This is a genomic window from Pseudoalteromonas sp. P1-9 (assembly GCF_001399975.1).
GTDB lineage: Bacteria > Pseudomonadota > Gammaproteobacteria > Enterobacterales > Alteromonadaceae > Pseudoalteromonas.
In genome coordinates, this window is record NZ_LKBD01000020.1 from 1 (window position 1) to 12,066 (window position 12,066).

Annotated in this window: 11 protein-coding genes and 1 pseudogene; 7 read left to right on the forward strand and 5 right to left on the reverse strand. The window is 41.2% G+C overall.

Annotated features, from left to right (window positions below; genetic code table 11):
• A pseudogene (locus AN214_RS22505) lies at window positions 1–128 on the reverse strand (IS3 family transposase); the annotation flags it as partial.
• 280 nt (window positions 129–408) lie between these two features.
• Here AN214_RS22505 and AN214_RS12920 point away from each other — a divergent pair.
• Together AN214_RS12920 and AN214_RS12925 are read left to right on the forward strand one after the other, a co-directional pair.
• On the forward strand, window positions 409–1,353 hold the full coding sequence (locus AN214_RS12920) for a LysR family transcriptional regulator (protein ID WP_054980094.1): 945 nt from the start codon (window positions 409–411) through the stop codon (window positions 1,351–1,353).
• A 136-nt stretch (window positions 1,354–1,489) separates the two neighbouring features.
• Window positions 1,490–1,942 (forward strand): hypothetical protein, encoded by a 453-nt coding sequence (locus AN214_RS12925; protein WP_054980095.1) that lies wholly within the window; start codon window positions 1,490–1,492, stop codon window positions 1,940–1,942.
• Here the strand turns inward: AN214_RS12925 and AN214_RS12930 are convergent.
• The 4 genes from AN214_RS12930 to AN214_RS12945 form a co-directional block, all read right to left on the reverse strand.
• On the reverse strand, window positions 1,934–3,043 hold the full coding sequence (locus AN214_RS12930; RefSeq protein WP_054980096.1) for an isocitrate/isopropylmalate family dehydrogenase: 1,110 nt from the start codon (window positions 3,041–3,043) through the stop codon (window positions 1,934–1,936). The two genes, AN214_RS12925 and AN214_RS12930, sit on opposite strands and share 9 nt — an antisense overlap.
• A 54-nt stretch (window positions 3,044–3,097) precedes the next feature.
• Window positions 3,098–4,207, reverse strand: coding sequence for a DUF3083 family protein (locus AN214_RS12935; RefSeq protein ID WP_152960766.1), 1,110 nt, complete (start codon window positions 4,205–4,207; stop codon window positions 3,098–3,100).
• A gap of 239 nt (window positions 4,208–4,446) precedes the next feature.
• The gene (locus tag AN214_RS12940; protein ID WP_054980098.1) at window positions 4,447–7,041 is read right to left on the reverse strand and encodes a TonB-dependent receptor; all 2,595 of its coding nucleotides are present in this window, start codon (window positions 7,039–7,041) and stop codon (window positions 4,447–4,449) included.
• Window positions 7,042–7,436: 395 nt separating this feature from the next.
• A complete protein-coding gene (locus AN214_RS12945; protein WP_054980099.1) occupies window positions 7,437–7,832 on the reverse strand; it encodes a hypothetical protein in 396 nt (131 codons plus the stop codon).
• Between the two features lie 335 nt (window positions 7,833–8,167).
• Here AN214_RS12945 and ccoN point away from each other — a divergent pair, with 335 nt between their 5' ends.
• The 5 genes from ccoN (at window position 8,168) to AN214_RS12970 (ending at window position 12,065) form a co-directional block, all read left to right on the forward strand.
• Window positions 8,168–9,598, forward strand: coding sequence for a cytochrome-c oxidase, cbb3-type subunit I (ccoN, locus tag AN214_RS12950; RefSeq protein WP_054980100.1), 1,431 nt, complete (start codon window positions 8,168–8,170; stop codon window positions 9,596–9,598).
• A 10-nt stretch (window positions 9,599–9,608) separates the two neighbouring features.
• A complete protein-coding gene (ccoO, locus tag AN214_RS12955) occupies window positions 9,609–10,277 on the forward strand; it encodes a cytochrome-c oxidase, cbb3-type subunit II (RefSeq protein WP_054980101.1) in 669 nt (222 codons plus the stop codon).
• A gap of 5 nt (window positions 10,278–10,282) precedes the next feature.
• Window positions 10,283–10,471, forward strand: a complete 189-nt coding sequence (locus AN214_RS12960; protein ID WP_010560215.1) for a cbb3-type cytochrome c oxidase subunit 3 — start codon at window positions 10,283–10,285, stop codon at window positions 10,469–10,471.
• Entirely contained in the window at window positions 10,468–11,415 is a 948-nt protein-coding gene (gene ccoP, locus AN214_RS12965) for a cytochrome-c oxidase, cbb3-type subunit III (protein WP_054980102.1), read from the forward strand. Before AN214_RS12960 ends, ccoP begins: the two co-directional genes overlap by 4 nt.
• Window positions 11,416–11,573: 158 nt before the next feature.
• A complete protein-coding gene (locus tag AN214_RS12970) occupies window positions 11,574–12,065 on the forward strand; it encodes a FixH family protein (protein WP_054980103.1) in 492 nt (163 codons plus the stop codon).
• The last annotated feature ends 1 nt before the right edge of the window (window position 12,066 follow it).

Sequence of the window (12,066 nt, forward strand, 5' to 3'; positions counted from 1 at the left end):
GCACCTTGGATACCATAGTGGTCTTGCGCTTGTTTGTATGTACACTCGCCTTTTTCTACTTTTTCCACAATTGATAATTTAAAGGCAAGCGAATAATCTTTTTGAGTTCTCTTAGATATAGGTTTCATGACATTCTCTAAATTTAAGTTGGAAAAGTGTCAACCTTATTTAGGATGGGTCAAATACTGAATAAAAAGCCGAGCTATCTCGGCTTTTTTTATTTTTAAATAACGCTAAATTTAGCTAATACTAAACCCTTATTACCGCGCAAACAGATTTATTATTAAGCTAAGTGCACTCACATCTAACTGTTCTAAATACATATTTTAATGTGCGAGAAGCATCGCATAAATATTCAAATTGGTATAAGTTGTACTCTCATTTAACGCAAAGCGTATACAGAAACTTATGAATATTCGCAATATTGACCTAAATCTGCTGGTATATTTAAACGTCTTATTAGAAGAACGAAGTGTTTCACGCGCTGCAAACAAGCTTGCGTTAACACAGCCAACGGTCAGCGCTGCATTAAAACGACTACGTGAATATTTTTCTGATCCTTTATTGGTTCGCACCGCAGGTGGCATGCAACCGACTGAAAAAGCACTAGCACTTAAACCGCAGATCAACGAATTTATTCGTCTCAGTGAATCGATCACCCAATCCGACAGCCAATTTGACCCGGTTACTGCGCAACACACCTTTAAAATTTTAACCAACGATTATATTGAAAGCTGTTTACTGTTTCCGTTTATAGCGAAAACCGCTGAGTGTTATCCTAATATTAGCTACAACATTACGTCCCCTGGCGACAGCTCACTTGCTGAATTACAAGAAGGTAGTGTAGATATCGCAATTAACCGCTTTAAACAAGTGCCAACATCATTTCACCAAAAACGATTATGGCGCGATAATTTTAGGGTGATCTGTCATCAGGATAATCCGTTTGCACAAATGCCAAGTCTTGATAGCTATTTAACACAGCCTCATATTTGGGTGAGTCGCAGTGGTATTATCAGTGAAAACCGCATTTCAAAAGATAGTCATCCCAGTAAGCTTGGCGAGCTTGACGAAGCCCTTTGGCAGATGGAAAAAAAGCGTAATATTCAAGTCTTTACCCGTCATTTTCAAGCACAAGCGTTAATCACCGGAAGTACAAGTTTACTGCTTACTATTCCTAACCGCTTGGCATTGGCGAGTTTTCAAAACGAACCATTGGTTACCCTGCCATTGCCATTTCAAATGGTGCCGCAAGAGATCAGCATGGTTTGGAGCCCCATAAAGCACTACGACCCAGCGCACACTTGGCTGCGCCAGCAACTGACAGAGTTTGCATTGAGTTTACCGAGTTAAACTTAGGTTTAGTACAGCAATATAGACAGCATCTATATCAACAATTGAATTATTCAATTTTTAAATTTTGATTAGGTTAGTTACTCTTTTTGTTAAGGCAAATGCCAATTTATCAACAAAAACGAGGAACATTACAATGAGCTCAGGTCAATTTCATAAACATCAATTCTTATACATTGAAGAAAACTTATTTAACCAGTTAACAGCAACTTACCATTTAGATAACGCAGAATGTCAGGCGCAGTTTATCGAGAATTACATCAAACTATTGAAAGAATTTGGTGGCAAAATCAGAAAAGCGATTACTAAGCCGCGTGAACACACGATTAGCAATGAATCACTCTGTGAACTTGCAAGCGTTACAACACCAAGCATTACGGCTCGCCTGTTGGCCGGTGAAACCTTAGAAATTAAAGATAAATACAGCTGCCCCACGCCAACGTTAGTATTTGCAGCTTTTATTGCTGCCGCAGGTAATGCGCAAGTCGTTGATGTTAAGAATATTGATGCAGCGCTGCTATCAGTATATCAACAATGCGTTGATTACTTGCGACCGCTTTATCAATCACAACTAAAACTATCAGCCTAATGTTAAGGCTAATGTTTCTTGAAATTGCTTAAAGGATATATTGTTATCCTTTAAGCTTTTTTCCGCCTCAAATAAACCCTTAGTTAGACAGTTAGCCGCATCAAAACAATCCAAATGATAAAACAGCGAAACAACCGCATTTATCAGTGCAACTGGGGTTATCTCATCACTACCCACTAAACTGTGCAACGGTCCGTGTTTTGGTTCAAAAATACAGATGTCATTGCCAAAATTAGTTTGGCTTACCTTGTTTATTTGCCCTAAACTACCCGTAAAATATTCATTTAAAATGGTCGCTAAATAGTTCGCTGAAATATAAATGGTATCGCCCTGCTCTGTGCGGTTTTGAGTGAAAAACTGCAGCAAAGAGCACACATCAATTGCAATATCATCAACATATTTTGGCAATGAATTTTCGTCTGAGTTTTGACTGTAACGCTTGATTGAACTGAGCGCCCAACGCACAACACTGCCCTCAGAAATCGGTAAACTATTGGCATGGTGCACTATGGTGATGCGTTTAATATTACGCGATTTTGCGAGCTCAATTGCAGAAAATATCAACATATCGACACCACTTTCTGAAATGTATTTAAGTGCCATTACACTTTTTTCTGCCAGCGGCACCTTATTGACACCGAGCTCTTCTTTTAAAAATGTCGCAAGTAAATTGCCATCAAATGAATCCGTTTGCCACTCAAGCTTTATCGGCAGATCTTCACTGTTATCGCGCAGTACATAAAGAGAATTACCATTATGTGATACATATCGTGTATACGACGCACGCAGCCCAAGTTCGTGGCGTAGCGCGACATTAAGGGATTTAAAACCATAGCCTATCGGTGCGGTAATAGGCCCTATTAATGCGCATTTGTATTGTTCGATAACATTCAGTGTTTCTTCAGGAAACCAATCACCTTGATACTGCGCTGCGGCTTTCTCACCGCAAAGTACCGCCTTCCAAATAATTCTACGCTGCTCGCCATAGCATTTTTTAAGCACGTGCTCCGCTACAGTACGGGCATAGCTCATTAACTCGGGGCCTACACCGTCACCTTCAACGTAAGGTACACAAAATTCTTGATTAGGCTGGATTGTCATAGTGCGGTTGATAAGTTTGTTTTCCTACACTATGACAAATATGTGAGCTTAGATTCAAGCTTTATAACTAAAGTGTTGATAAAACCTTAGTAGCATGGCTTTGTCGTGTTCGGCTAGGTGCAACTTTTGACCAAGTTTATCAATCAATTTAATCACCTTGTTAATGTAGGCAGCATAACCTGCTTTCACTACACAGTATTCAGGCATATAAAATACTAAATAAGCGTTACTATTGATGTAATCGTCGTCAATTAGTTGGATCACTTCATGTTCTGTATTGCCAAAATTTAAACTCACTAGCTCACCGTTTTGATTAGCACTGCCAGAGACTAAGTTTGACTTAACAACCGGGTAGCGATTCGATGCAACATAGGCTAAATGGCTTATGCCAGCTTCTTGTGCAAGTTGAATAAGCAAGTGAGATACTTCCCCATGCATCTGGCTGACATCGTATTCATGATTCAGCACTTTTTCACTAAGCAGTTCACTAAAGTTGGCTTTTACCACGATAAAGGCTTTACTGTTGCGCTCTTGCGGCAAGGTTAAACCAGAGCTTTCATAACGTTTTTCAATAACACGAAAACCATGAGCTTTCGATTGGGTAGCCGACGAGTGCTTTTCAAGCCCGAAACTAATGTGTTGGTGGTCTTGCAGTTTAATTGCATCAACAAAGCTAAATGCCGCTTTTATTTCATTTACCAACATCACAACTTTTTGATGAAATAACGCTGCATTTTCACGTAAATTTTCGCCGGTAGCGAAACACACTAAGCGAAAAGAGTGGATTGCGTTTGCATCGTCTGCACATACACCCACCACGCCTTTACTTTTTTCTGGGTTGTAGTAAACGATGTGCTGCTCATTAGTGGTGTTAATTTCATTATCAACACCATAGCGTACTCGAATAAATTTGTTTGACGCAATCAAAGCAACAAAATCTATCTCATGGTTTGCGACAATACGTCTTACCTTGTTAAGCAATAACGAAAGTAATTCTTTTGGCGATGGGTTAAGTGTTTTGTCAGATAATTGTGCAACAAGCGCGTCATTTACCGCGAGCTCCGCGATCACATACTGATTGTCCCTTGAATCAGCCGGTACATAAACGCGATTATCTTGCTGCTTATTGCGACTAATTAAACTTCTATTCCTGATGATTCCCATGTGCTTTCAACTCAATTGTGGATTTGCCGAGAGCTTAGGCGGGTTTAATGACAATTAGTTTGCAGTTTAGTGACAGGTAAATTAAATAGGCGAGCAATGCATTCTAAAACTAGTTTACAGCGCATTTCATTCGATAATTGATACTTAATATTACAATTGAATGGCATAGCGATGATCGTTTTGAGAATAAAAAAGCCGCAGGTTATTAACCTACGGCTTTATCGCTAATTATTCTTATATTAGAACTTAACGTTTACACCAGCGAAGAAACGACGACCTAGTACATCATACGTGTACGGGTCAGTGTTTGAATCGTTGTTACCTGTGTAGTAAGGCGCTTGCTTATCAAATAAGTTGTTTACGCCAGCTTGTAATGACACAGTGTCATTAAGCATGTAAGAGCCGCTGATGTCGTGGTAAACCACAGTACCAACACTTGGTACTAAACATTTTGCGTCTGCTTTTTGACATGAGTAGTCGTCAACACCATCGATCATACGCGCTTCGTACTGTGCATCCCAGTTGTCGCCAGACACTTTAAGATTTAAGTTAGTTTTAAGCTCTGCGTAGCTACCTAAACCTGAAGTGATTAGGCCTGCGTAATCTACGCTGCCTGCACCTGCCGATTCAACTGTGTATTCGTCTAGAATGGTTACATCTAGACCTGTACGCCAAGCTAAACCAAGTGCGTCGAATGTATACTTGAAGTTTACATCGTAACCTTTAGTGTGCTCAGTACCAATGTTTTTAAGTTGGTTGTTAAACGTTACACGACGTGTTTTGTCGTTGTATTTAACAGATGCGAACTGACATAGTGCTAGGTCGTTATTAACGTTTTGACCTGTCGCATCAAGACATGTTTCAACAATGTATTGCTCATTTTCACGTGCGATTGCGTTTTCAATTTCGATGTCGAAGTAATCAACCGTCATTGAAAAACCGTCTAACCAAGATGGTGCGTATACAAAACCAGCTGTTAGTGTGTCAGCTTGTTCTGGTGTTAGGTTTTCGTTACCGCCAACTGTTACTTCAGCTTGCTTTTGAGCATATGGTAAATCGATTTGCTCAAATGACGGACCTTGACCTGCATATAGTTCGTTAACTGTTGGTGCACGGAAAGCTGTTGAGCGTACCGCACGAGCCATAAACTCATCATTTACACGCCATGTTAAACCTAGCTTCCATGTTTCGTCAGAACCAAATGTGCTGTAATCGAATGCACGTACCGCGGCACTTAAATCAACCATTTCAGCAAATGGTGCGTCAGCTAGAAGTGGTACTGCTAATTCAACGTAAGCTTCGTTTACGTCAAAACGGCCGCCTGTAGGATCAACTCGCGGGTCATTAGCTAAACCTTGTGATGTAAGTGAATCTGGCACATACCACGCTTTTTCTTCACGGTGCTCGATGCCTGCAGCGAAACCTACGTAACCTGCTGGTAGTTCCATTACTTCGCCGTTTAAACCAGCCGAAAGAACTAATAACTGGCTACCACCTGAGTTGTTTTCAGTGTAGTTGTAAGGCTTTAAGTTCTCTTTTGACCAGTCGCCTTGATCTAATGGGTTGAATTCTTGCTTGCTGATAGCGTCTTGAATTGAGCCCATGTTTAGTAAGTTTGTAGCGCGGTCAACTGAGTCGTTACGACCGAATACAACTGATGTATCCCAGCCCCAACCGTTATCGAATTCACCGTTTAAGCCAATTACTGCGCGAACTGTATCAACAACTTGCTCGTAACCACGAGGACCAACGTCAGTCATACGACGACCGTAAGAGATCTCCTCACCATCAACTACACCGTGAGATAATAGTGAATCACCCATTGCGTCAGCATCGTATTTAAAATCAAACCATACTGGCTGTGGTGCCATTTGCTGATCTGACCAACGCTTTGAGTAAGTGAACTCAGTTACTAAACGTGTATCGTCAGTTAGGTCAAAGTTACCAACACCCGTTAGGTTTAAACGACGCATTGGCGTATATAAATAGCTCGCCTGTGAGAAGTTATATGCATCGTTTTCAGTTACATAATCATGCCAGCTGCCGTCTGCGTTACCTTGAAGGTCAGCAGTGTCGCCCCATACGCGACCGAACGGTGAGTAAGGAGAACCACCACAGTAGAAGCTACCATTTTCGAAATCTTCTTCGATTGGGCAATCAGAGAAATCACGGTCTGCTTGAGACGCATCACCACGGTCTGTGTATTGTAAGCCAATTACCACGTTACCGCGGTCAAAGCTTGAACCCATTGTGATATCAAATGATGTTTCGTCTGCATCGCCCTCGCCGCTAATCGCGCCGTTAAGGTTCATATCAAGACCTTCGAAATCATCTTTTAAGATAATGTTTACAACACCCGCTACTGCGTCAGTGCCGTATACTGCCGAAGCACCATCTTTTAGTACTTCAACCTGTTTGATCATCGACACTGGGATTGTGTTTAAATCGACGGTTGATGCAGCACCTGTACCTGAGTTGATCATACGACGACCATTAACAAGTACTAGTGTACGTTGTGCACCTAAACCACGTAAATCAACACGCGCATTACCACCAGAACCATTGTTTACTGCTGGGTTAGTCATTGCACCGCTTGCAGCAGTCATTTTTTGTAAAACGGCATCAATTGACGCTGCGCCAGAGGCACGAATATCTTCAGCACCAATTACTGTTACCGGGCTTGCTGTTTCCATATCAGTACGTTTGATACGTGAACCTGTTACTTCGATACGTTCTACAGCACTTGCTGACGTTTCTTCAGCTGCTACAGCATTATGAGCAGAGAATAGTGGAACTGCTGCGGCAATCGCTAAGCCCAATTTAGTTTTATTCATAATAAACCTTTATTAGTTGTCTAACCCTTTAGTTGAAAGCACTTCAACTAAGTGAATAACTTGTTGCATTACCCACTTTCAGATACAGATTGTTGTTCCTAAATTGACGCTAGAAACATGGCTTCGGATATAAAACCAGGGAGAAATCTGAAAACGGATGCAGCAAACTAGGCTTGTGAAAATGAATGAAAACTGAATGCGAGTTCAGCTTTTGTTCAGGCATAAAAAACGGCGCTTAGGATGCGCCGTTTGTTACGATAAGATTAACAGAAATAACATCTTTACTGCTTATTTATCAGTATTTTACACACTAATAACGTGCTTTTATTGATACTCGTTTTCGTGCGTTACCAGATGTAATCAATTGTAACCAAGCTACATCTGTAGACGCTCAGTTAAGCATTTGTTACGACAAAGTTGAGAGTTGCTGTTTTTTCAAGCTGGCTTGAAACATCACGGTAACGTAGCTGAATTTGCCACACCATTTCGCGCTTGCTACATACCCCAACCATGCCCATGGCGTGATAAGTTGAGCTATCTTTTTGCGAAAAGAATAATGGGATTTTTCCCATATACATATTTACCCCTTCAATATGCGCGTCGATGATTTCAATTTTATTACGCGGGGTAAAAACAATCTCAAACTCGGTTTCTGGTTTGACGGTTTGTTCATTAATTTTGAGCTCAGAAGAATTTATGTGTTGCTCTTTACTCGGTGCTTTTTGTGAACGACTAAACTCACCACAGCTTGTTAAAATTAGTGCTGTAAAAATGATGGTTAAAATGCGCATTAATTTCTCTTCAATAACGGGCGTTTGTAAGATGGCCGCGAATTTAGACTAAATTTGCACAAAAATAAATCACCCTCACCGAGAATATTTGATTGAGGTCATAATTTTGGGCAAATGCGCTATCTTTTTAAAAGCAAAAATTTTATTATTTCTCATGCAAAAAAAGAGTTTTACTGGGTTTGTTTTCTTGCCAGCTTAATCTTTGACTTTAGTCGTACAAAAAAGTTCGAGTTAGTAAGGTAACGAATTTGGTAAATATTTTAGAGGCCCCATTTCTTTAATTAGAACTGGGAAATTCATTTCTTATTGCAATTTATTGCAGCGGAAACCGGAAAATGAGCCAAACAACAGTAGCATCACAAACAGAATACAACTATAAAGTTGTACGCCAATTCGCCATTATGACGGTGATTTGGGGCATTGTTGGCATGGGTGCCGGGGTTTTCATCGCAGCTCAGCTAGTATGGCCTGCGTTAAACTTTGACATTCCATGGTTAACTTACTCTCGACTTCGTCCGTTACATACGAACGCAGTTATTTTCGCATTTGGTACAAGTGCACTATTTGCAACGTCTTACTACGTTGTACAACGTACCTGTCAAACGCGTTTATTCTCAGACAAGCTTGCATCATTTACCTTTTGGGGTTGGCAACTTGTTATTGTATTAGCAGCAATTACACTGCCTCTTGGTTTCACAAGTGGTAAAGAGTACGCTGAGCTAGAGTGGCCAATTGACATCCTAATTACGGTTGTTTGGGTTGCTTATGCGGTTGTATTCTTTGGTACCTTAATCAAGCGTAAAGTGTCGCATATTTATGTTGCTAACTGGTTCTATGGTGGTTTCATTATCACTGTTGCTGTTTTACACATTGTAAACAGCATGGCAATTCCAGTTTCCCTGACTAAGTCGTACTCTATCTACGCGGGCGCAGTAGATGCCATGGTGCAATGGTGGTACGGTCACAACGCAGTAGGTTTCCTACTGACAGCTGGTTTCCTAGGTATGATGTACTACTTCGTTCCTAAGCAAGCTGGTCGTCCAGTTTACTCTTACCGTTTATCGGTAGTTCACTTCTGGGCACTAATTTCTCTTTATATTTGGGCGGGTCCTCACCACCTACACTACACTGCTCTACCTGACTGGACTCAGTCTTTAGGTATGGTAATGTCAGTAATCCTATTTGTACCATCATGGGGTGGTATGATTAACGGTATCATGACGCTATCTGGCGCATGGCATAAACTTCGCCACGATCCAATTCTTCGTTTCTTAGTTGTTTCACTATCGTTCTACGGTATGTCAACGTTCGAAGGCCCAATGATGGCAATCAAATCTGTAAATGCACTATCTCACTACACTGACTGGACTGTTGGTCACGTACACTCAGGTGCATTAGGTTGGGTTGCAATGGTATCAATCGGTGCGGTTTATCACTTAATCCCTAACCTATTTGGTCAAGCTCGCATGTACAGCACTAAGCTTATCAACACACACTTCTGGTTACACACAGTAGGTGTTGTTCTGTACATCGTTGCAATGTGGATTTCAGGTGTAATGCAAGGTCTAATGTGGCGTGCGGTTAACTCTGACGGTACATTAATGTATAGCTTTGTTCAGTCACTTGAAGCATCGTATCCATTCTACTTCATGCGCTTTGTAGGCGGTGTATTCATCGTTGTTGGTATGCTAATCATGTTATACAACGTTGTTAAAACTGTTGCAGCTGAAAAAGGTGCATTGCAAGCTGAAGCTCAGCCTGCTTAAGGAGTAATGTATGAGCCAGAATAATTCACAAAACAAACACGAGATTGTTGAAAAGAACGTTGGCCTAATGGCTATCCTAACGGTTTTCGCAATCAGCTTTGGTGCACTTGTGGAAATTACACCACTAATGTTCCAAGAAGATACGACAAAACCTGTAGATGGCTTACGTCCGCTAACAGCGTTAGAAATGGAAGGTCGTGATATCTATGTGCGTGAAGGTTGTTACAACTGTCACTCACAAATGATCCGCCCATTCCGTGACGAAGTTGAGCGTTACGGCCACTACTCGGTAGCGGGTGAAAGCGTTTGGGATCACCCATTCCAGTGGGGTTCTAAGCGTACTGGTCCAGATCTAGCTCGCGTAGGTGGTCGTTACTCAGACGATTGGCACTATGCTCACTTGGTAAACCCACGTGATGTAGTTCCAGAGTCAAACATGCCAGGTTACCCTTGGTTAGCGACAAACAAAGTTGACACAACGCATACACTTAAGAAATTACAAGTGTTCCGTGACAACTTTGGTATTAACCAAGAAGCGTATCCAGGTCGTGGTTACGGCAGTGATGAAGAATTACAAGCTGATGTTGCTTCAGTTGAAGCGATGAACGATGGGCAAGGTGCAACTGAAATGCAAGCACTTATTGCGTATCTGCAGCAGCTTGGTACTCACTTAAAGTAACCACTATGGATTACGGCACATTCAGAGGCATATTTACTCTGGTATTATTAGTACTTTTTATTGCCATTGTATGGTGGGCTTACAGCAAACGTTCTAAAAAGAACTTTGATGAAGCAGCAAACGCGATTTTCGAAGACGAGAACGTACACAACAATACAGTTGGCGAAAAGGAAAAAAAGGAGTCTGAGAAATGACTACGTTTTGGAGCATTTGGGTTATTGTATTAACCATAGCATGCTTAGCAATCTGCTTCGGACTACTAGTTTGGAACTTAAAGAACTACGTAGGCGTTGAAGAAAATGAAACATGTGGCCACGAATTCGATGGTATCGAAGAGATAAACAACCCACTACCTAAGTGGTGGACAATTATGTTCTTCGCAACCTTCGTATGGGGCGTTGTATACCTTATCCTTTATCCGGGTATGGGTAACTTTAAAGGTGTTTTAGACTGGACGAGTTCAAACCAAGGTGTTTTGAATATCCAAGAGTCAAAAGACGCTGTGATAGCTAACGCAGACAAACGCGTACAGCTAGATAAAGAAATGGAAGCTGCAGAAGAACGTTTTGGTCCGGTATTCCAGCAATTCGCAAAACAAGATATTAAAGATCTTGCGACTAACGAAGAAGCTCTAGAAATCGGTCAACGTTTATTCTCGCAAAACTGTGCTCAGTGTCACGGCTCTGATGCACGTGGCGGCCAAGGCTTCCCTAACCTAACGGATAACGATTGGTTATACGGTGGTTCACCTGAAGCTATCAAACAAACACTTCTTCACGGTCGTGTTGCTGCAATGCCAGCGTGGATTGATGCACTTGGTGAAGATGGCGTTAAAGAAGTTACAGCCTATGTACTAAGCCTTTCAGGTCGTACCGTTAACCAAAAAGATGCAGCTGCGGGTCAAACTAAATTTGCAATGTGTGCTGCGTGTCACGGTATGGACGGTAAAGGTAACTACGCGTTTGGTGCACCTAACCTAACAGATAATATTTGGTTATACGGTGGTTCACAACGTGCGGTTGAAGAAACGCTTCGCAATGGCCGTGCCGGTGTAATGCCAGCGTGGAAAGATATCCTAGGCGAAGATAAAGTACATATCTTAACAGCGTACGTATACAGCTTATCTCAAGATAAGTAATTGATTAGTTAAACTTAACGCGTTATTTAAACTAATTTTAAAATTGCGTTAAGAGTACGAATCTAGATCAAAAAAGCTCCCAATCGGGAGCTTTTTTTTACCCTTTTCACACCACATCAAGTAGAATAACGCCACATTTGATTTAACGATTATTCACTATGTCTACAACCCCTTGGTATAAACAATTTTGGCCTTGGTTTATCATCTTTGTACCAGCGAGTGCCGTTATCGCATGTATTACCCTGCTTTTTTATATGTCTGACAAAGGGCCTTCAATGGTTGTTGACGACTATTACAAAAAAGGCAAAGCAATTAACTTAGAGCTCTCTAAGTTTGACCGTGCTAAAGCACTTTACTTGCACGCAGACCTAACCGTTAGTAACGGTGTTGTTACCGTTACTTTCACAAAGGGCGACTCACTTAAGCCAGCAGCACTAAAAGTATCGTTTTATCACACCACATTAAAAGATAAAGACGTTGACTTAATGCTAGCACCTAACGCCAATGGTGCGTATTCAGGCGTTAGCGAAAAATTGCTTGATGCACGCTACACGGTATTTATTGAACCGATTGGCGGCGAATGGAAATTAAAAGAAAACATAAAACTACCTTACGACAGCGCATTTAAGATTAAGCCAGAATATAAGTAAC

Coding starts and splice junctions, on each gene's coding strand:
- AN214_RS12920 (WP_054980094.1), top strand. CDS start 409: ATGAATATTCGCAATATTGACCTAAATCTGCTGGTATATTTAAACGTC.
- AN214_RS12925 (WP_054980095.1), top strand. CDS start 1,490: ATGAGCTCAGGTCAATTTCATAAACATCAATTCTTATACATTGAAGAA.
- AN214_RS12930 (WP_054980096.1), bottom strand. CDS start 3,043: ATGACAATCCAGCCTAATCAAGAATTTTGTGTACCTTACGTTGAAGGT.
- AN214_RS12935 (WP_152960766.1), bottom strand. CDS start 4,207: ATGGGAATCATCAGGAATAGAAGTTTAATTAGTCGCAATAAGCAGCAA.
- AN214_RS12940 (WP_054980098.1), bottom strand. CDS start 7,041: ATGAATAAAACTAAATTGGGCTTAGCGATTGCCGCAGCAGTTCCACTA.
- AN214_RS12945 (WP_054980099.1), bottom strand. CDS start 7,832: ATGCGCATTTTAACCATCATTTTTACAGCACTAATTTTAACAAGCTGT.
- ccoN (WP_054980100.1), top strand. CDS start 8,168: ATGAGCCAAACAACAGTAGCATCACAAACAGAATACAACTATAAAGTT.
- ccoO (WP_054980101.1), top strand. CDS start 9,609: ATGAGCCAGAATAATTCACAAAACAAACACGAGATTGTTGAAAAGAAC.
- AN214_RS12960 (WP_010560215.1), top strand. CDS start 10,283: ATGGATTACGGCACATTCAGAGGCATATTTACTCTGGTATTATTAGTA.
- ccoP (WP_054980102.1), top strand. CDS start 10,468: ATGACTACGTTTTGGAGCATTTGGGTTATTGTATTAACCATAGCATGC.
- AN214_RS12970 (WP_054980103.1), top strand. CDS start 11,574: ATGTCTACAACCCCTTGGTATAAACAATTTTGGCCTTGGTTTATCATC.